19 protein-coding genes and 2 CRISPR repeat arrays are annotated in these 20,026 nt (G+C 49.1%); of the genes, 14 read left to right on the plus strand and 5 right to left on the minus strand.

What is annotated here, in order from left to right:
- Window positions 1–153 precede the first annotated feature (153 nt).
- Window positions 154–1,416: an AAA family ATPase gene (locus SBG41_RS03170; protein WP_317896098.1), complete on the minus strand. Its 1,263-nt coding sequence runs from the start codon at window positions 1,414–1,416 to the stop codon at window positions 154–156.
- 212 nt (window positions 1,417–1,628) lie between these two features.
- On the opposite strand from SBG41_RS03170, the gene cmr4 reads away from it, so the two are divergent.
- The 7 genes from cmr4 to SBG41_RS03205 are packed head-to-tail and all read left to right on the plus strand — an operon-like array spanning window position 1,629 to window position 9,188.
- The gene (gene cmr4 / locus SBG41_RS03175; protein WP_317896099.1) at window positions 1,629–2,675 is read left to right on the plus strand and encodes a type III-B CRISPR module RAMP protein Cmr4; all 1,047 of its coding nucleotides are present in this window, start codon (window positions 1,629–1,631) and stop codon (window positions 2,673–2,675) included.
- 7 nt (window positions 2,676–2,682) lie between these two features.
- Window positions 2,683–3,225 (plus strand): hypothetical protein, encoded by a 543-nt coding sequence (locus tag SBG41_RS03180; protein ID WP_317896100.1) that lies wholly within the window; start codon window positions 2,683–2,685, stop codon window positions 3,223–3,225.
- Entirely contained in the window at window positions 3,173–4,384 is a 1,212-nt protein-coding gene (gene cmr1 / locus SBG41_RS03185; protein ID WP_317896101.1) for a type III-B CRISPR module RAMP protein Cmr1, read from the plus strand. The genes SBG41_RS03180 and cmr1 overlap by 53 nt, the downstream gene beginning before the upstream one ends.
- Window positions 4,377–5,405 (plus strand): type III-B CRISPR module RAMP protein Cmr6, encoded by a 1,029-nt coding sequence (cmr6, locus tag SBG41_RS03190; protein WP_317896102.1) that lies wholly within the window; start codon window positions 4,377–4,379, stop codon window positions 5,403–5,405. Before cmr1 ends, cmr6 begins: the two co-directional genes overlap by 8 nt.
- A gap of 21 nt (window positions 5,406–5,426) precedes the next feature.
- On the plus strand, window positions 5,427–6,722 hold the full coding sequence (locus SBG41_RS03195; protein WP_317896103.1) for a hypothetical protein: 1,296 nt from the start codon (window positions 5,427–5,429) through the stop codon (window positions 6,720–6,722).
- Window positions 6,712–8,142: a Cas10/Cmr2 second palm domain-containing protein gene (locus SBG41_RS03200; protein WP_317896104.1), complete on the plus strand. Its 1,431-nt coding sequence runs from the start codon at window positions 6,712–6,714 to the stop codon at window positions 8,140–8,142. The genes SBG41_RS03195 and SBG41_RS03200 overlap by 11 nt, the downstream gene beginning before the upstream one ends.
- Before the next feature lie 5 nt (window positions 8,143–8,147).
- A complete protein-coding gene (locus tag SBG41_RS03205; RefSeq protein ID WP_317896105.1) occupies window positions 8,148–9,188 on the plus strand; it encodes a hypothetical protein in 1,041 nt (346 codons plus the stop codon).
- A 239-nt stretch (window positions 9,189–9,427) separates the two neighbouring features.
- Window positions 9,428–10,490: a CRISPR direct-repeat array (repeat unit 25 nt; unit sequence CTTACAATTCTCTTTTGAGTTCTAG).
- A 347-nt stretch (window positions 10,491–10,837) separates the two neighbouring features.
- On the opposite strand, the gene cas6 is transcribed toward SBG41_RS03205, so the two are convergent.
- Window positions 10,838–11,677 (minus strand): CRISPR system precrRNA processing endoribonuclease RAMP protein Cas6, encoded by an 840-nt coding sequence (cas6, locus tag SBG41_RS03210; protein WP_317896106.1) that lies wholly within the window; start codon window positions 11,675–11,677, stop codon window positions 10,838–10,840.
- 45 nt (window positions 11,678–11,722) lie between these two features.
- Here cas6 and SBG41_RS03215 point away from each other — a divergent pair, with 45 nt between their 5' ends.
- From SBG41_RS03215 to SBG41_RS03240, 6 genes are all read left to right on the plus strand, one after another.
- Window positions 11,723–12,292: a ribbon-helix-helix domain-containing protein gene (locus SBG41_RS03215; RefSeq protein WP_317896107.1), complete on the plus strand. Its 570-nt coding sequence runs from the start codon at window positions 11,723–11,725 to the stop codon at window positions 12,290–12,292.
- Between the two features lie 113 nt (window positions 12,293–12,405).
- Window positions 12,406–12,672 (plus strand): hypothetical protein, encoded by a 267-nt coding sequence (locus SBG41_RS03220; RefSeq protein ID WP_317896108.1) that lies wholly within the window; start codon window positions 12,406–12,408, stop codon window positions 12,670–12,672.
- Between the two features lie 343 nt (window positions 12,673–13,015).
- A CRISPR array of direct repeats spans window positions 13,016–13,989; the repeat unit is 25 nt; unit sequence GATAAACTCAAAAGAGAATTGTAAG.
- Between the two features lie 303 nt (window positions 13,990–14,292).
- Entirely contained in the window at window positions 14,293–14,424 is a 132-nt protein-coding gene (locus SBG41_RS03225; RefSeq protein WP_317896109.1) for a hypothetical protein, read from the plus strand.
- Window positions 14,408–14,755, plus strand: coding sequence for a 6-pyruvoyl trahydropterin synthase family protein (locus SBG41_RS03230; RefSeq protein ID WP_317896110.1), 348 nt, complete (start codon window positions 14,408–14,410; stop codon window positions 14,753–14,755). Before SBG41_RS03225 ends, SBG41_RS03230 begins: the two co-directional genes overlap by 17 nt.
- Complete coding sequence (locus SBG41_RS03235; RefSeq protein WP_317896111.1) at window positions 14,697–15,419, plus strand: 7-carboxy-7-deazaguanine synthase QueE; 723 nt, start codon at window positions 14,697–14,699, stop codon at window positions 15,417–15,419. The genes SBG41_RS03230 and SBG41_RS03235 overlap by 59 nt, the downstream gene beginning before the upstream one ends.
- Window positions 15,420–15,753: 334 nt before the next feature.
- Window positions 15,754–15,918 (plus strand): hypothetical protein, encoded by a 165-nt coding sequence (locus SBG41_RS03240; protein WP_317896112.1) that lies wholly within the window; start codon window positions 15,754–15,756, stop codon window positions 15,916–15,918.
- A gap of 74 nt (window positions 15,919–15,992) precedes the next feature.
- On the opposite strand, the gene SBG41_RS03245 is transcribed toward SBG41_RS03240, so the two are convergent.
- The 3 genes from SBG41_RS03245 to SBG41_RS03255 form a co-directional block, all read right to left on the minus strand.
- Complete coding sequence (locus SBG41_RS03245) at window positions 15,993–16,715, minus strand: hypothetical protein (RefSeq protein WP_317896113.1); 723 nt, start codon at window positions 16,713–16,715, stop codon at window positions 15,993–15,995.
- A gap of 258 nt (window positions 16,716–16,973) precedes the next feature.
- Window positions 16,974–17,585 carry a hypothetical protein gene (locus SBG41_RS03250; protein WP_317896114.1) on the minus strand — a complete coding sequence of 204 codons (612 nt, stop codon included), beginning with the start codon at window positions 17,583–17,585 and terminating at the stop codon, window positions 16,974–16,976.
- Between the two features lie 3 nt (window positions 17,586–17,588).
- Window positions 17,589–18,998, minus strand: coding sequence for a class I adenylate-forming enzyme family protein (locus SBG41_RS03255; RefSeq protein ID WP_317896115.1), 1,410 nt, complete (start codon window positions 18,996–18,998; stop codon window positions 17,589–17,591).
- A 62-nt stretch (window positions 18,999–19,060) separates the two neighbouring features.
- Here SBG41_RS03255 and SBG41_RS03260 point away from each other — a divergent pair, with 62 nt between their 5' ends.
- Entirely contained in the window at window positions 19,061–19,987 is a 927-nt protein-coding gene (locus SBG41_RS03260) for a hypothetical protein (RefSeq protein ID WP_317896116.1), read from the plus strand.
- The last annotated feature ends 39 nt before the right edge of the window (window positions 19,988–20,026 follow it).

Genomic DNA, 20,026 nt, shown 5'->3' on the forward strand with positions numbered 1-20,026 from the left:
TGGTTGCATTCAGATGTATTTTGATTATAATTATCTAAAGGAATACAAATAATATTATTTATATTATTAAAAAACCAATCATAATCATTATATTTACAATCACCATCGCACCTTCTACAATTTCCAACAGCCATCCTATCACCAGATAACTGTTTATTTTCCATATGATAATATATCAAAAATTAATTCTATTTCGTTTCTTAACGCAGTAAATGTTATATCATTATATATTGTCTGCGCAGTACCAAATTCATCTACTGATATATATTTACCTTGTCGTGAAAAGTGATACATTCTTATATCTAGATTAGCACTCTCCTTCATTAAACCTACAATAGCTGAGATCAACCTTAATGAATGCGTTGTTAATATAAATCGTATTCTGTTCTTATTTCTATTAGGTATTTCTGCTAGAATTCTTATAAGCCCTTGTAACGACGATGGATGTAAGGCTATTTCCGGCTCTTCTATAGCTACTACTACCTCTTCTCCATTTTCTGCTAGTTTTTCAGCAATACTAGCCTCTAATAGCATTGAGATAAGGTTGCGTGTCCCCATACTGAGATAGTTAAAAGGAATGTATGCTTCTTCTTTAGTAGATCCTTCACTCTCAGCTTTCTCATTTACAACAAGTTGTTGTTCTTTGATATCTATTTTTATATCTAGTATCTCTTTTCCTTCGCCAGTTCTCGCTACCTCGCTTAAGTACTTTTTAAAGTCCTCAATAATATCATGCCAAAATTGGGTATTTGGATCCGAGAATACATTTGACCAAGACAATATATTAGTAACGTTCTCTCCTTCTGCCCCTACGCCATCTCTTCTTACCGCCTCATACTCTATAGTAGTTTCTACTCGTTCTTTCTCTGTAGTAGCGGGGAATATCCGCTTTATTGATATTAGGTGAACAAAAGGAACAATAGAAGAGTCTATTTCCGGTTCTTCCTCGCTTCCTATTATTTCCCTAGCATGTTTTGTACTAACTAAATCTAGATTACACGTATATCCATTATATGATCCATAAATACCAAAATATTTTAATCCAGAATAAAGTATTATTTCAAATTTTCTTTCTTTACTGAATTTATTTATGATATGATGCATCAACTGTTCTTTATCATTGATTATAAATCGGCCTTTTAATTTAGATTCATTTATTCTACATCCCTTTTTGTCGGAAAAGGTTACATTTAGATTATCATATTCTTCGTAGTGCCTTGCTGCTAGTGAGAGAAGGCGTAGTGCTTCGAGCATGGAGGATTTTCCTACGCCTCTGTATCCAAGGAATATTGTTAAGTCCCCTAAGGATGGCATTACGTATCCTTTCTTCATGTAATCGGATTCTTCTTGCGGATCTGCTATGATTGCTTTGAAGTTTTTTACGGCAAAGAGGTAAGGTTCGCTTATGTTGCTCATCTCGTTGAGCACCTAGCCAGATTTTTGTTTACGAGTATTTGGTATGAGCCTGGCTTTTTAGTTGCTTTTGATTTGTTTTATACTATTCTATAGTTGAGTAAGTTTGTTGATAGCGATAGAGATATAAGTAAGTGATGTATGCCATGCCTCCGGCATTGAGTTTAAGTATTTATAGTTTTGTAGTGGTTATATTATTGTGGTGTGTTTTTGATATGGGTCAGGGAGCATTAGCGGGTATCTATGAGAAGGGTGACTTGGTTCTCTTATCGCCGGTTTCAGGCTTATTTGTTGGTAGTGGTAGGGATACGAGTTGTAGTGTTGATTTGGCTGTTCAGCGTGATTTTGCAGGGTATCCTATTATATGGGGTAGTAGTCTGAAGGGGGCTTTGCGGTCTGCTTTTACCCTTAGGTGTGAAGGTGCGGGAGAGGGGTGTAGGGATTGCGTTAGGGTCTTGTTCGGTAATGAAAGAGAAGATATAGAGGCTTTTGCTGGATCCATGTACGTCTCCGATTTCGGTCTACTTGCCTTGGCTGGTCCCTGTAGTTTTGGTGTATGCTTCTTTACATCGCCGTTTATTTTGCAGCGTTTCATGAGTGTTGCAAATGTCTTGGTCTCTGGGCTTGTCGAGATCAGTAATGGTTTGCGGAACGTTCTTAGCGCATTCTTGCGGGATGCAAGCGAATTACTGGAGTCTAATGAGGATGCTCTTAATGCTGGGAGACCTGTTGTATCGGTTTCTTCTCTACAGGATATGAAGTATCTCGTGTTTGGCACAAAGATCTATTCATCCGATCATGTTGTGCTTGAAAGCATGCTTGGAGATGTTTTCCGGAGGGTCTTTCGCTATGTGTTTGGCGAGGATGCTGCCCGCGTATATTCTGAGAGAGTAGTGCTTGTCCCTGATAACGTTGCTGCCCGGTTATTGGGGCAGAGCCTTATTCCGCGGAGAACTCGTGTGAGCCTTGATTATCGTAGTAAGCGTGTTAGGCCTGGGGCCTTGTGGAGCGAAGAGTATGTGCCCGAGCTGAGCCTGTTCTACGGGATATTCCTCTACTCGAGGCCAAGAGAGCCAATGAGAGCGAGTAGTTGCAGGAAATTCTTGAAAGAGGACTCGGCTAGTGTGGAGGACGCTGAGTTTGTTAGATCGGTTTTCCGTAAGCTTGCAGGCGCAGGCGCGGATAGCTCCTTCTATACTATTATCGGTGGGCATGAGACTGTTGGTAGAGGGCTTGTACATATAAAGCTTGTAGAGGGGTAAGGGAGCCGTGAGTATTGTTGCGAGGAGTTTGCTGGATAGGCACATCGCATGGTTTACCCGTCTTGTTAGGGCGATATATAGTCTGGGTTTAGAGGGATCCAGTTCTACTAGGAATACATGCATAGAGATTGGTAGGAAGCTTAGGAGCATTGCTCGCAGGGTAGTTGATTACTATGCTTCGCAGGGCTCTGTAGATACTCTCCTCTACTTGTTCTCTAAGAGCGGCATAGATACAGCGAGAAAGATTTACGAAAAGCACTTGCCGGCGAAAGAGAGCTATGATGACATAAGGAGTGCCGTGGCCGATATATGCCGAGAGGGCGGTAGCCCGGATGCTATTGCACATAGCTTGTTGCTATTATTCCTGCTAAGGGTTCTAGGCGACATATACGGAGTAGATAGTGTTGATTTTGAGGAAGCATTTGACACGATTATCGAGAAGACTATCAGTGATGCTGGGCTCCTCGAAGCGTTAAATGAGCAGGTATTATGCTCACTTGCTTCTGCACGCAGGAGTATCGAGGCATTCATCAAGGCTGGTGAGGAGTAACGTGCTGAGGGAGATAGCAAGGATAAGAGTTACTTCTTCAACTCCTCTCTTCTTAGGAGGCTATGATACAAGGTTCACGAGGAGGCTGGCTGGTTTAGAGATAGTTGAGCCGTTGCGCACACAGTCGATAAAAGGTGTGCTTCGCTGGTGGAGTCGTGCATTCTTGGCTGGAGCTCTCTATGCTAGAGGTAGTCGTGGCCGCGAGCTTGTGCGCAAAGTTATAGATCTCTCTAAAACATTGTGGGGCTCGACGGAGTCTGCATCCCCCTTTGTAATCCGTTCTCTCGAGCAGGGCGTATCCATGTGCGATAACTCTACATGGCGCAAGCTTTCCCGGGAGCACCAACGGCTAAGACTTCTCCAGCTAGGTGGGGGAAGACTGCCTCCTAGTGAGTACAGAGCCGTTAACATGGCGGACATAATTCTCTACTCTAGGACTGTACCAGCTTCCCAGAGTTTTTACTCATTTGCGTCAGCTATGCTAGTAGCGCTCTTTGAGCTTGGCTGCCTCGGCAAGGCTTCTAGGCGGGGCCTAGGCTGTTTCGATATAGTCTCCGGTGTATTGCCTCCATGGCTGCATAGTGCTAGGTCTCGGCTTCCATCATCTCTCTCAGAGCTGGTAACAAGCATACATAGACTCGCTGCCGAGATCGCTGGGGGCGGAAGCGCCGAGGAGGGACAAGGGCTTCCACCGGTTCCCGCGATAGCGCCTGGTGTATACCGGGTGCTCCTCTGCAAACTGGACGATGTAGACCCTGTTGATGCGACGATAAAGTTCTCTAAGTGTGTTACTGCGCAGTATCGTAAGCTCGTTAAGGGTGGCGATGTTCTCCGACGTAGACTGTATGCATGGATCCTTGGGCTCCCCCGGGAGCAGAAAGGAACGGGATACAAGGCGAGAGGAGTTGAGCGGCGGGCTTCTCCACTAATCTTCACAGTGCATCGAGGATACGCACTCTTGCAGGCATTTTATTCATCTGACTGGCCAAGCCAGATAGAATGGATAGGAGGTCATTCGAGTACCTCTATACGTGTCAGCGATGACGTCATTATATCTGCTATGGATACTGCTGTCGAGTTCCTCCAGAACTGTTTAGGCGAGCAACGGCAGGACCTTGGTCCAAGTATTAGCTGTCAAGAGGTGAAATGGAGTGCCTAGACCCGGTTCTGGGAGAAGTATTGACAGCCAAGCCTATCAGGAGCTAATCCGGGCTGCCAACGAGATATGTGGAATGATGCAACTGCTTCCCGAGGAGGAGAGAAGGCGTCCATTACAGTTCTGCGGATACATTACTGAGTTGCTCAGCTCAGCTCCTTCTCTGAGGAACTCTCTAGCTCAATCAGTGATTTCGTCGAGAACCTATTTCGAGATTCTCTACCTTGTGGGCCGGTATGGGCCAGAGCTGCGGCAAATTGCTCGCAAAAAGCTACATCCTCGGGATAGGAGAAGACTAGAGAAGAACCTTAACCGCGTCGATGCGCTAGCTAAGCGAGCCGTTGCGGAGCTCTTAGCGGAGTCCTCTAGTATCGCAAGGATAGATGAAAGTGTAGGGAAGGCTCTAAGCTATATACGTGAGCACACACTACGTGCCCTAAGGAGTCTCGGTTATCGCGTCATAACGCTCCGCGCACATACGGTCACGAGGCTCATAGTTGGTAAGCCGCCCATTAACATTGATTCAGTTTTCGAATATGGGACAGCACTACACCCAGTGCTGGGTATACCGTATATACCGGCTTCAAGCATTAAGGGCGCTTTTCGAGCATTCATTGAGACCTCAGGATATACATGCAACACGTATACTCTTGAAGAATTTGTGGCAAAGGCATTTGGCTCCAAGGAGGGAAAGGGCTCAATAATCTTTACTGATGCGTTTCCCATCCCCCAGGGTAGGGGCCTGCTCATAGAGCTAGATGTGACAACACCAATATACGGTGATGGTTCTCCTGACCCGAGGATAAGGGAGCACGAAGCGCGCCCCGTTCCGGTAATTTATCCAACAGTAGCTAGAGGGCTTCGATTCTTTTTAGCAATAGGACTTGGGCCTAGTATTGGAAATGAATGCATGAAAGCTGTAACCGAGTGGGTTAGCAAGTTGTTCGTGGAGGGCATAGGTGCTAAGACGACTCTAAGCTATGGAGTCTTGCAGCCAAATGAGATCAGAATTGAATCTGATTAGTAACAACGGGGGTCGTATCCTATGAGTAACAGATTATTGGCCATGCTTGCGGACTTGTTTCATGCATGCGGCCTAAAGAGGGCCATGCAGAGTATCGAGCTAAAGGCTTTCAGTAGTGATGATTCAAGCAATAGGCTCGGTATTATAGCAAAAATGCTAGGTAGCTATGGATGCGGGAAGCTGAGGAGCCTAGTATCCGATACGGAATTTGTTAAGATGCTTAAGGAGCTAGTTCGGCACATAGAGGGACTAGGCGAAGAGCGTTTTGAAAGAGCTATAGATAAGTATATCGTAGACAAGTTTATTAAAAAGAATTATGACACAAGGATATTATATCTCTACTCGGTTATTCGTTCAGCATACTTTGCTGGCCTTGTCTCTAGGGGTACATCTAGCGGCCTATCTATTATCATTGCTGAGGTTATTAGGAAGAAAGAGAACATAGTTGCTAGTAGAATTCCTCGTGACATGTACATAGCATCCAGACTTATAAGTAATGTAATAGGCTATATAGCATCAAGAGTCATATCGAATATGACTTCGCCGTGGCAGCTTCTTCGCCCACTATCAATGCAGCTTATAGACTATCTTAAAGCAATAGGGATAGAGAGAGTTCATGTTCTTGACCTCTATAGTCCTCCTGGCGCGCTGACACTAATAGTCCCTAAAGGCCTTAATGAGGTCAACGCCATAGTTAACATAGTTAACCATATAAGAGATTATGCTAAAGAGTACTGGAGGAACATAGTCTCAACATACTCTACTGCGCTAAGGGAGTGCCTACATAGCCTATCTAGTAATACTGAGCCAGGAGTTATAGTAAACGATAGTTTCGCAGAGAAAGTCTCCCTAGACGAGCTCATAGCTAAGGTCTCAGAGAATCCTCCCTACAGCCTCATTGTCACATATGTATCGTTTAGCGGCGAAGAAGTAACAAGGCTATTTATGGAGGGCGCGTCTCCGGAGCATATAGCTATTGTTAAATCGCTGGGATACAGGCTTGATCCAGAGAACCCCTGGAGCGTCATGCTCTCACTGGCTGAAGCTCTACACAGCTCTTATGCTATGAATAAGTATTATTGGACGTATAGTGAGCTCACTCACAGACTCTATGAAGGGGCCGCTAGGCGGGTCAGGGGTCGTAGCATACTCTGCACTAATTGTTATAGCGAGCCCTTCATAGTAGCTAATAGCAATGAGTATAGCGTGGTCATTGATTGCGGCGAAAACTATAAGCTAGTTCTTCGTCCACGTGAGCGTTTATGCATATTTCACTTATTAGCAAGATTAATGGAGGGGGTACAGGTTGGCCGATGATAGCGTGCATAGTTCCCTGCAGAAGCGTTCAAAGAGCTTATATGCCATAGCATCGTTCTACACGAGGCTCACACTGTTAGCAGTCCTAGCTGATGTGTATCACGGCAGTAAGCTAACCAGTTACTTCGAAAACATCGTTGAGGCGTGCGACGCGATAGAAAAACATAGGAAAGAGTTTGAATTGCTTGCTAGAAATCTCGGAATAGATCAGGGAATAGATGAGTCACTAAGCCTAGCAATAAATCATTGTCCTAGTAATGAGTGTACAACCTACTATAACGGGCTTAGAGCCCTAGTGCTAGACAAGGAATACGAAAGATGCAGAACGCTTGTAAGGATAATCCATAACTTTCCGGAGCTGCTCTACCCGGATAGAATGGCTGCACTAGTAGAGCGGCTAAGGAATAGACTTGGACCATCAGTGTCAGAGAGCCTTAGGCATCTTAATGATATAATAGGAGTGAAAATATTTAGCCAAGAAAAAGGCATGAGGGGGCTCTTTGAGGAGTTTGCTGCAAAGCTTCGAGGGAAAGATTATAGCTACTTAACCTTGAGATACGAGAATCTGGAGAGCCTTTATGAGATAGGGCTTCCTTTGCGCTTTATGCCTAGCAACTACTATGCGTTAATCTACATAGACTCCGATAACGCTTCAAGTGAGTTCCTAGGGACAAGCCGTGGAGTTCTAAGGGCCGTCGAGTCGAGTATTCTTAGTATGGTGTTCCTCATGGAGAAATTGCCGACTAATTCCTTAGAGACAGTATCTACAAGGCTACTATTCTCCGGGTTGCCTGTATACATGGCTGGCGATGACTTCCTCTTCCTAGCGCCAATTGAGGATACTTTTCCACTCATCCGTGGCATTTATGACGCTCTACAGAAGAACGGGTTCCGTGCATCGGTTGGAATAGTTGCAGCCCATGTGAGGGTGCCGTTGCGCATAGTAATATCAACAGCTTATGAAATTGTTGATAAATATGCAAAAAGCGTTACAATAGATAAGAATAGATCAAAGAATTCGCTAGCGTATACGCGTCTTACATCAAGCAGCAGGAACTGTACAAGCATAGTCCCGCTAGACATAGTATCCCTAGACGACTTGTACAGAGCAGCCATCGAGGTGGCAAGGATCTCATCGCTCTATGCGAGAACTATTAGCATAGAGCAGAGGCTAAGGAACCTACTAAGTGCAACGCATATAAATGACTTTGGCTACTGGATAAGAGAGTTATATCAGCTAATCGATTTACTAAAGGAAAAAGACACAGCACCCAAGACGGCACGCATTCTAGAGAAATCAGAGAACGAAGTCTTCGAAGCAAGTGATGGAGTCCACGTCTTGGCGCAAGACTTAAGCACTATTTTACTAGACATAGCTGAGCTACATAGGTATACAATCCTTCCCGAGTTAGGGGGCTGAGGCTAGTGAACAAGGTAGTATACTTCTGTTTCAAACTACTCGGCGATCTCTCGCCAATATACCTAGGCAATAATATTCCGTTAGAGCCCTATACAAGGGGAAGGTCTACAATAGCTCCATCAATATGGAACTTAAGCGGTGCATCCCTAAACATACTAGGCACGATCTTAGAGATAAATCCGGGCATGTTAGAGAAGGAGGTAGAGAAAGGAGAAATCATGTTCTACGGCCCATACGTGGCCGACAATGAAGCTCTTAGTGACATACTCCGTGGCAACAAGCCCAGAACGATATATGTTCCCCTCTATAAGCCGCTAGGGGGAACAATTCAGTCACCTAGAATAAGCCATGGCGCAGTAGCAACCATAGAGGTGAGGCCTATGGGCCTCGGCTTTTCGGAAAAAGGGCTTGAGCTAGTATATGCTGTACTTAATACGCGTACCGGGAGAATAAATAGTAGCAACGAGTATCAAGTAATATCCGATAAGGAAAGCCGCATAGGCATAGCACTAGAGAGGAGAATTAAGGTAGTGAATAAGAGAAAAGGAAGTATATATTCCTACACTGGGCTAAGAAACATAACACTATGCAATGGCTACTCCTGTATCACGCCATCCTACTGCATAGAAGCAACACTACCCAAGGACATGGTAAATAAGCTCCAGAGCTCGTTAGAAGCTGGGAGGAAAAACAAGTACTTGATAGATATCGGCGGAAAACAGAGTGCCGGAAGCGTAATAATAGCCGTAGCCGACCAAGCCATAACTGAGCTAACTAAGAAGGAGGGAATGACAAGACTAGCAGTCTCGCATATAGGGATACTCCCACAAAAGGAAAAAATTGTCTCGACAAGATGCGAGAGGATAATTGCATACCACGGTGAAATAGGTTTACTGACTGGATGGAGTTATAGGGAAAATAAACAAAAAACACCAATTCCAACCCTCATGCCGGGAACTATCTACGAGTCACAACAGGAAGAATGCAATCCGCCTCGCTATTGGGCACACAAACTACTAGCCACAAGCATACCGTTTACTACATAAAGATTACAGCACATGCCACGTTTTAACGATTACTCTCATATTTTATAAAAATCTTCCTTGAAATATTTGTATTGCTAAAAATCCGTTCTAATCATAACTAAAACTCCAGCAATGCCTTCATCATCCTTGCCCGTGCATGACCAAAAAGGGTTGCTTAAGAAGTAGGTTTGTCCTCTCAGTTCTCTATTGAGTTATTCACTTCGAGCCAGACATTGACGACATGTATGACAAGACAAATGATTACAATTCTCTTTTGAGTTCTAGGCTGATAGTTGACAGTCGTGGAAGAGCGATAAAGGGCGTCTTCCTCTTACAATTCTCTTTTGAGTTCTAGCAGCTGTTCAACACGCTTAAGACTATTGGGCTCGAGATGTACACTTACAATTCTCTTTTGAGTTCTAGCGAGGTTAGGCGGGTACCGGTTACCGAGATTGAGCCGATACCCTTACAATTCTCTTTTGAGTTCTAGATAGTTTGCCGGCAACGTAGTTGTCCCAGCTAAGTGTTTCTCCACTTACAATTCTCTTTTGAGTTCTAGTTAAAGACTACCACTTTGGGTATTTGTACTTCAGCCGCAGTAGTCTTACAATTCTCTTTTGAGTTCTAGTGTATCGAGAGAAGTATGCCAGTACTGTTGGACAAAATCTTACAATTCTCTTTTGAGTTCTAGGCATAATTATTAAGACATTGGTTGAGAAGGGGTTGATCTAGAACTTACAATTCTCTTTTGAGTTCTAGAGAACTGCTATAGTGAGAGGAACTGTGTGTCCGTAAACTGTGCCTTACAATTCTCTTTTGAGTTCTAGGCGTCACGCTACCGCTGAGGCTGCACGTAACGTTAGCAGTTATCTTACAATTCTCTTTTGAGTTCTAGTCTCAGAGATATCTATGCAAAATATACAATTGACTAACAAAGAGCAGACAAGAGCTTACAATTCTCTTTTGAGTTCTAGCCCCGCTTCCTCTACGAGGTGGGCTCTGTGAGCCCCAACAACACTTACAATTCTCTTTTGAGTTCTAGCCGAAGACCAGCTTGACTAGGTTCATAAGGGTGACAAGGTACACTCTTACAATTCTCTTTTGAGTTCTAGCTATTTTCAAGTATGGTCTCTTTGTGAGCTGTTCCCTGTACTCTTCTTACAATTCTCTTTTGAGTTCTAGACAGAAATACCTTAAACGTTAGATAAGGAGTTAAAAATGTTTGGTCTTACAATTCTCTTTTGAGTTCTAGGGCTTAGCCGTATAGAGGGCTACTTGAAAGCAAAGTATGGATATAACTTACAATTCTCTTTTGAGTTCTAGTGGTTTGTTCCCTTTTGGGATCCGAATGGTTTGTGCTATGATACTCGTATTTATCTCCTTCGGAACACTATTGATTTATAAGATAATTGGTAATTATCTTACCCCGTTTCCCCATTCTGCTCTATCCCATATTGTTCTCATGGAAATGTATGGATTTGAAACATTGTTCCCAAGAAGCCTTACAACTCCACCAAAGACAGGTTCCAATGAGAAAAGAAAGAGGAATTTAAAGACTACGAGGATTAGGCTAAACAAGAGCTGGGAGAGAATAGTGATATGGATTGGTTGGGTGTGGTTGGTGGGATTGTTTTTGAGGATTCTCTTCTTGGTTGATATTATTTATGTTGTTATTCTGTGGTTTCTTCTGCCCATGGCTCTACTGGTGGGGGTGTTGGGTGTCTTGGTGGTTGTATGGTTATTGCTTGTACTTCTCCTAGGCCTAGGCCTGGGCTTCCTCCGGCTCCGGTGAGGAGTGCTGCTCCTAGGAGCTTCTTCGCCGCCTCTGCCAGCTTCTCGCCGCAGACTAGGTGGTAGCGGGCTTCGCCCGTGAATACTTTGATTTCTTTGCCGTGTGTTAGCCTTATTCTCGCCTTCTTTGTGTTGTCCTGTGCTAGTTCTAGGCAGGGCTGGATTGCTGCTACTAGTGGCTTGTAGTCTAGCCCGGTGGTTGCTGAGAGTCTCCTGGCTATGCTTGCTACTAGTCTCCAGGGGCTCGGGTACGAGACTATGGCTCCGTGGAACCGGTAGAATGTTGCCCCGTGCCTCGCCACAATGACTGCGGCTACTGGGTCTCCCGGGTCGCTGGGCGGCTCGGGCAGCGGGGCGTCGACCACCTCCTCTCTCATGTCGAGGCCCTCGACAATTATGTCCTTGTTGAACACTACGCCGGTCGTGAACCCTCTCGCCAAGACGTGGGCGGGCACCTCGCCCGCCTTGCCCCAGAACACTGCCCGTAGCCTATACCGCTCCCCGGGGGCGAGGAACCCGGAGACCGGGACGAAGCCGCCCTCTGCGGGATATATGGGGGAGACTCGGAACAGCCCGCCCTCGGGCAACACGGTGCCTGCGAGGCTCAGCGAGTCGTACACTATCTTGCCCGCCACTGCCCCGCTCCACGCAACGAGCTTGACGCGGGAAACGACGCGGAATACGAGGTTGACAACATAGAACCTAGCCTCAACACCCAATGCTGCACTGCACCCCTCTCTTCTTTCTCGCTGGCAGGGCTCTGTGTGTCCCCGAGGGGATACAGCTGGGGCTCTGACCCCATCTATATGGTGAGCGCTTTATGCAGTGTACGAGAACTAGGCGAGTCATTTAAAGGTAATGCCGTGTATACGTTTAGTGCTTGTATGTCTGTGACTATTACTGTGCGTATTCCGCGCCGCCTAGCAGAGGAGATGAGGAGGCACCGGGAGATCAACTGGAGCGAGGTTGTGCGCAAAGCCATAGAGGAGTATCTGCAGAGACTAGGGGAGGCCAAGAGGGTTGAGGCGCCGGGAGAACTGGTTGAGAAGCTAAGGGAGCTGGGGCTAAGCGCTGGGGACCTGGAGCCCCCTTGGTCCGCAAGAAGAGGAAATGTACGAGAGGGTGGAGGAGTAGAGGAGGGTAAAACCTATGACACGGGCGCAGCAATAGAGCTAGTAGCCAAGAGGAGCGCCAACATCATCTCCGGGCTACATCTCGGTGATAACAGCGATAGAGTACCCGCCGGCAATACCCCGCATCCTAGCAATACTCTACCCCAAGAAACAGGACTACCACTTAGCAATACTCTGGCAAGCCAAGGCTACGCCGCCTAGGAAGCCCGCTGCCCACAGTAGACCTAATAATAGCTGCACAAGCATACAACCACAACCTAGAACTAGTGACACTAGACAAGCACTCCTACATCATAAGGGAGAAACCAGCGCCAATGCCTAAAAGTAGCAACGCCACAGATCACGTAACTAACATAGATCTCAAATACTATCTAGTCCCTGGTCCGGTCAAAATCTATTTCCCCTACAAGCATAGTCCCCGACTTGCGCACCCAATACCCACGCAAAAACTTGATAACATGCCAGCCATACCCTCAATAATTAATCATATCCACGTCGCAACACATACCCCGTCAATAACAACGAGGCATGAATATGCAAAGGTCAAAACAACGAACATGACTGCACAACCTAGTCAATAAATAACATCAAATTCATAACAACAAACTATGCTAAGTAACAATCAGACCTAACCTCTTTAATATATACAACCATTTTCTCTGACTGTGTGTTTGTCCTAGTCTTCTTTATCTTTAAATTCCTCTTTCTTTTCTCATTGGAACCTGTCTTTGGTGGAGTTGTAAGGCTTCTTGGGAACAATGTTTCAAACCCATGCAAATCCATGAGAACATTATGGGATAGAGTAGAAAGAGAATTGTTGCTAACTATGATACATTACCCCCTTTATAACCCAATAGTGTTCCGAAGAAGATAAATACCCGTAACATAGCACAAATCATTCGGATCCCAAAAGGGAACAAACCAGATAAACTCAAAAGAGAATTGTAAGCCACAGGGCGTTGTCCAGCGTGTGTGCTTCTGGGAGGTACTTGGGATAAACTCAAAAGAGAATTGTAAGTCACAGCAACCTCCTCAGCCACAGACAAACCAAGCACAACAAGATAAACTCAAAAGAGAATTGTAAGGTAGAGTTCACACAGGTAAACGGTATCATAGAGGTGAGATAAACTCAAAAGAGAATTGTAAGCTAGCCATCCCATAGCCCTAGCCACCATTTCGGGTGTTGCTTCGGATAAACTCAAAAGAGAATTGTAAGTGAAAAATTCCTAGTACTAGAAGCAAAACCAAAAGGAACACGATAAACTCAAAAGAGAATTGTAAGATTACACAGCCTCCAAGAGCGTGTTCAATAATTCTTCCAATAGATAAACTCAAAAGAGAATTGTAAGTACGTGGCCGCGTCGAGGACTGGGCACAGTAAGTGGCTAGTGCGATAAACTCAAAAGAGAATTGTAAGGCAGTAGGGTCAGTAGCATTACGGAACTCGAACCTGATAATAGGATAAACTCAAAAGAGAATTGTAAGTGTACACCGTGATGTCGTACGCGTCCTCTATGTTCGCCCAGCTACGGATAAACTCAAAAGAGAATTGTAAGGGTAGTCGGCGCTACGGCGGTTCGACATCTCTATGTAGTCGATGGTGATAAACTCAAAAGAGAATTGTAAGGGCAAAGACCTTTGTGAAGCCAGTAGAGCACTACCTTACCAAGTAGATAAACTCAAAAGAGAATTGTAAGACGGCGGCGTAAACCAGTATCCTCTCCGGCTTAGGGTCTCTCGATAAACTCAAAAGAGAATTGTAAGTCAGGTACATAAGGCGCTTCTTGAGATCGGGGCTCACATATACGATAAACTCAAAAGAGAATTGTAAGATCAACCAGCCTAGCCAGCCGAGTAAGCCGATACATGTTATGTCTAACTCAAAGGAGAATTGTAAGTATAGGCTCATGCACCTTGTAACAGAAATCCCTAATAGGAAAACAATCATAGCTAATTATAATTCCTTATTGGGTTGAATGCATGCTTGAAGTTGTTGCTCGAAATAGAGGATAAGAAATCATGATTCTCTTTGGGCTAGACTATATATGCGTGTTGCTGTCTTGTTGCTTTCCTGGGGTGCCGGGGTGTGACGATCGGGCTACCAGCCCGACGCATCTTGCGGCGCGATGGGGATGTAACCTCGGGGGCGACCCCGGCGCCTCTTTGTGGTGCTGCATGTAGGCTCGTTGTAGTGTTCTGCTGTGCTGTTTCTCGAAGGCATCGTTTTCCGCATAGCATTTCGCAGGGGTAGCTTGATAAGCCTGGTAGCGGCTGTTCTGAGGGGCGATGGCCTAGCTGGGACGGGGTGTGCTAGCGATGAGTTTCCTCGTTAAGGCCTGTACAGAGTTCTCCGCCGCTCATAGCATTAAGGGGCATCCCCGCTGCGGCCGGGTACATGGCCATAATTACCGGGTTTGTGTCTGGCTCCGCGAGGACGAGCCAATGGGTATTGACCTAGACGACTTGGAGAAGTGGCTGCGGGTGAACGTTTTCGAGCGTTTCGACCACCGGTACCTAAATGAGTTGCTGGGCCGCGAGACGGTTACTAGCGAGGACCTCGCAGTCATTGTGGCCAGGGGGCTCGCCGAGTCTTTCGGTGATAGGGTTGAGCGAGTCGAGGTCTGTGAGACCCGAGACCTATGCGTTGAGTACTCGCCGCGATAGCCTATTGGTCGCTGAGACGTTTCTCAGCCTCCAGGGAGAAGGCCCGTTTACTGGGCGCCGAAGCCTCTTCATAAGGCTTGCTGGCTGTAATCTCCGCTGCCCCTTCTGCGACACAAAGTACTCATGGGACGTGAAGAACGCCAGGGAGATGACCATTGAGGAGCTAGTAGTACTCGTGGGCAGGGCTGACCCCACCCTAGTCGTGGTTACCGGCGGGGAGCCCCTGCTCCAGCGAGACGCGCTGGAAGAACTAGTGCGCATGCTCTACAGGCTCGGCTACCCGGTACAGGTAGAGACCAATGGTACGCTCGAGGCACCAGAGCCCGGAACCCCCCTCTCCCAGGCGTTCTTCGTCGTCTCTCCGAAGGACGTGCCCATACCAGTCCCTGGCGCGAAGACGCACCCTTCTTGGTTTGACCTCGTGCGCCGCTACAACAACGTATGGTTCAAGTTCGTGGCGGCGAACAAACAGCACGTGGAGAAGATAATAGAGTATGTAGAAAACAACGGTATACCGAGGAAAAGAGTATACATAATGCCATTGACGAGTGAAGGGATGACAATAGAGGAGATACTGAAGCTTCACCGCGAGATAGCAGAAGAAGCGCTACAAAACCGGGTAAACTTTAGCCCAAGACTCCACCTCCTACTCGGCCTAAAGTAGCGGAAAGATCATTGCTGCACCTTTTTCGCCGAAACTCTTCAGATAATCCATGCCATGCGGGGCGTTGTACCGCCTAGCAATCCTACAGTATAAGTATAGTTTAATACCTTGTTTGTCTCGGTACTACGCTGCCGCGTTATAGGATAAAACATATATCGAGGCATGTCCGCCCTGCTTCTCTAAAATAAGTGTTTTGCATGAAGGGCTATGTTTCGGAACGTATATATAGTGGCAAATATTACCTGTAAGGAAATCGGGGCGAGTGGACCCAGATAAATCCTTCTTTTACATTAGGGCCAACGCCTGGTCGAAAAACATATAAGGTTGTCCCTCAATGGGTGCCGTGTCAAGGCTCATCGCATGGCTACTCGTATTCCTACTGCTAGTGAGAAAGCTGGCCGAGATAGACGAGTACGCCGCTATAGCTGTAGCCTCCATAGGCATAGCCATAACATTCATATGGTTCGCTATAGTCGCGTACAGCAGGCGATACTACTAAGTCCCCTGGGGGATGGCTGCTCGGGTCCAGCAAAGAACCTGGAATGGCACGGAGCAAAGGAGGAGAACCAGCCCCTAGGTTAGGAGCTTCTCAGCCTTCTTCTCAAGCACCCAGCCCCGGGAGGGCCCGGCGTAGTAGATTAGGCCCTCGCTTCGCAAGAGGCGGAAAAGCCTACCATACTTCTCGAGAGCTGCTTCTGCCTCATACTCGTCGCTTGCCCTGAGCCGCCTAAGCTTCTCTAGGAACTCGTCGAGGGCCTGCCTGGTCGCTACTACTCTGCGCCCAGCCACGGCTATGACGCGGTAGCCGCGGGCCTCTAGGACCCCGGTATCTATCTCCGCCCGCACATCGGGCGGAAGCTCGTCAACAAATACCACTCCCTTCTCCCGGAGCCTTTCCGCGACGTAGCGAAGCCACTTGGGCTCACGGCTAGCCTGGGGAGCCTGCTCCCTAGCCACCGAAACGGCTGCCGCAATAGCCTTGGCGAGCTCCTCTATGTCTCGCCGCGTCAGCCCGCCGCGGCTCCTGCGAATCTCCTCCCGGAGCCCAGTAATAGCCTCCTCTAGGCTCCTCAGCCTCTCCTCAAGCCTCCCCAGCCTCTCCAAAACCTCAGCCGCTTCAGCGGCACCGGCTCCGCTGGCCCCGATGCCGTGCTTCTCGAGAGCCTCCCGCACAGCCTCCTCTACCACGCGGCGCAGAAGCTCCTCTAACCCTCCCTCCTGCTCTCCGGCGCCGAGCCCCCCAGCGGCCGTGCCTAGCTGGCGCAGATACTCGTCAAGCCTCCTAGCCCTAACCATGCTGGCCCCCTTTTAGCTAGGCGATGCAGTCCAGCTATACCTAGGGCGGAGATACCCGATAAAACCTAGCACGGAGTCCCCGCCGAGGCGGAAACGATAAGGAGCCTAGCAAGGGCTCTTTCTCTACACGAGGCTGCGCCGGGAGACAGGGGCTGAAAAGGCCCCAGGGATGACCCTGGCGCGTCCCACCCCGAACGCCTCCTCCTCGCAGCAATCAACCGCTCCGAGGGCAGAACCCCTATCGTCTCGGAAACCCTTTCAGCGCCTGCCGCCTCTCATCTTCCCCCAGCCATACACTATCCCGGCGGCAAAGAGGAGCAGCGAGACAATGGCTGCGAGGATGCTAGGGACCCAGTAGAGTAGCCCTGCGTAGACCAGTAGTGAGCCTGCAGCAACAGTTGCGGCGACCACGAAGTAGTCCACGACAACGTAGAACACTGCAGCGAGAACGATGCCCAGCACTAGGACTGCTAGCCCACTAGCCGCTCCAGGCGCGAAGAGCTTGACGAGAATGTCTGCGAGGACAAGTCCCCCGATAAGCGCTATCCCTGCCTTGAACAAGGCGAAGCCGATTACGGCTCCTATTATGAAGCCAACAAAGCCCAGCACCAGCGCTGCAAGGAGGCCGAGCCCGGACCCAATAGCGTAGAAAACTAGGGCGAGCACTACTCCGAGCACTAGGCCTGCCACAATCCTCACAAGCTCCAAGCCGGCGAAGACCAGGACGAGGCCAAGCAGCAGGAGGAGCAGCGAGACAAACCCGTTGCTAATAGCCACGAATACGTGTGCATGCATCCTCCGGCCTACCGGGAAAACAAGCAACGGGTCAAGGATATTAGGCTTACACCGTGCACCCCGACCTTTGCTCAACGGCTACGCGTACCCCATTACCTCGACGCGGTATAGGCGACGATAAGGAGCAACCCTCGAGTTAACCCACTCCAACAGCTCGTGCTCGGATACCCTGGCTCCTTTCCGGAGCCAGACACGCGCAGCCGCTGCCTCACCCAAGTCACCCATGTCAACACTCATGATCTCTGCCTTGGCGACGTCTGGGTGCTGTGTGAGTAGCTCCTTGAGATCCCTTATCAGCACTGGGTACGCCTTATACTTCAACATGGGCTTCACGATGCGGACGAAGTAGTAGTTGCCGCTGCTGTCTATTCGTACCACGTCGCCTGTCCGGAGCCAGCCCCTGCCGAGAAACGCCTTCTCGTTCTCCTCTTCATCGAGGTAGCGCTTCATGACCACCGGGCCCCTCACTAGGAGCTCGCCCTCATCACTCCTACCCATTATCCGCGTCTCAATCCCGGGCAATGGGCGCCCGATGCTGCAGTCCGGGTCTCCTGGCCTCGTGGCTGTAATGGGTAGGGCCTCCGTCATCCCGTAGAGCTGGAGGAGCGGGGCCCCGGTGCGGCTCCTCCACTCCCTCTGGAGCCCGGGCAGCATCGGTGACCCTGCGCTGATGGCTGCGACTAGGCCGTTGTGGCCCCGGTACCCCGTCTTGAGCACAGCCTTGTAGTATAGGGGTACGCTGAAGACGTGGCTCGCCCTACTCTCTGCGAGGCTCCTCGCAGCCTCCCTTGGGTCAAGGGGCCCCCTCTTGGTGTAGAGCACTATGCTGGAGCACGTATACATGGCGCCGAAAACGGCTATCTGTAGGCCGAGGCCGTGGCTTATCGGGACCGGCACGTAGACTCTAGAGCCCTGCTCTAGCCCGAAGTGTGTCGCCGTCAGCATCCCGGATGCGGCAAGCGATGCACCGGTATGAGCTACCGGTAGGCTGCGCCCAGCTATCCCAGCATAGAAGTAGTACAGCAACTCCTCCCAGGGCCGGGGCCGCCAATAACCCTCCCAGGGCGATGTGCTCCCCGTTACAGAGTCGTAGAGGTCCTCGGCGACAATGCACCTGGCCCCCAGCCCCTCAGCGACGCGGCACATCTCAACACCATCCCAGCTAACCACGAGCAGCCCCGGCCTAGCCTGGCTCAGCTGCACCCGGAGATCCCACTCCCCGGACAGAGGATCAACAACCGCCACCCGGAGCCCAGCAAGCCAAGCAGCAAACAGCGCAACCAACCCAGGAAGATTATTAACAGGAGCAACAGCTGCAACACTGCCCTCCTTGACGAGCCCGGAGAACTTCTCAGCAACCCTGCTCGCAGCAACCAGGAGCCCAGAGTAGGTGATGCAGCGCCCCTCCGTGTCACAGATACGGCTCTCCTCAGCAACCGTGGCGCAGTGCAACAAGTAGTCAACAGGGCTCCCAGGGTACCAGGACAACACCAAAACCCCTATCCATGCACAGCCATCCTACACTGCTACCAAGGCCTCCTTGAAAAACTATGTGCACGGAGAAACACGGCAGAGAAGACAGCGCCTCCTCCTCCACGAACAGTGGCAGCCGAGTCCTCCTCGTATATTTTCAGCAAAGTATTGAAAAAGGGAAGATGCTCGTAGGACGCGGAACCAGGCATGGAGGAGCCATGCAGCGCCCGAGCAGTGCTCAGCACGGCCGCCGACACGCCGCTGCAGCTCCTGCCAAGTGCCCCGCGCTGCCCCGGGAACCGAGCGCAGCAGGCATAATGGTGCTCGGTCTCCTCGTCGCGCTTTCCAAGGCTCAGATTCTCTCCACCGGCCTCGTGGCTGGCTCGGTGGCGCTGCTACTACTCCATCTCCTATGCTTTGACGCGGGCTTCGCTGCTGCGCGGGGCCGGCGCCTAAGACGATTAGCGATGCTCGCTTTGCTCAACTCGGTGCCCTACGCTCTAATACTGTGGCTGCGGGGCGTAACCGAGGTCTTCGTCCCCGGGCTTCTCCTAGCCATCGCGGTCTTCGCGCTAGCGACTACAGCGTACCTCCTCGACCCGAGGAGCCCCGACGCCTACGTAGCTGGCTCAGTGATCCCAGCCCTCGCAGGCCTCGCGATAATCTCTGTCCTAGACAGTCACGAGCCAAGCCTCTTGCCTCTGTGGAGCGTTTTTGCGCTACACGTTGTGGCTCGGACAGCGTACACTGAGTCAAGGCTCCCCTTCCGAGACTACAGTCCATGGATCTCCGTAGCCGTACTAGGAGCAGCCATAGTAGTGGCGGCTATCTATAAGCCCCTCCTCCTAGTAGCGCTCATAGAGCCCGTCGTAACGATGACTAGGAATGCCGTAAGGGGTCCCTACAAGCTGCAGATAAACAGGCTAAAACAATACGGTAGGAGGGAACTACTAGCGCAAACAGTCTTCACGGCCCTGCTCATCGTCGCTGACGGCATTGGCTAGGCCAACGTCATAGGCTGTTCGCTGACGTTTAGCCGCGCT

The organism is Pyrofollis japonicus, assembly GCF_033097485.1.
GTDB lineage: Archaea > Thermoproteota > Thermoprotei_A > Sulfolobales > Pyrodictiaceae > Pyrofollis > Pyrofollis japonicus.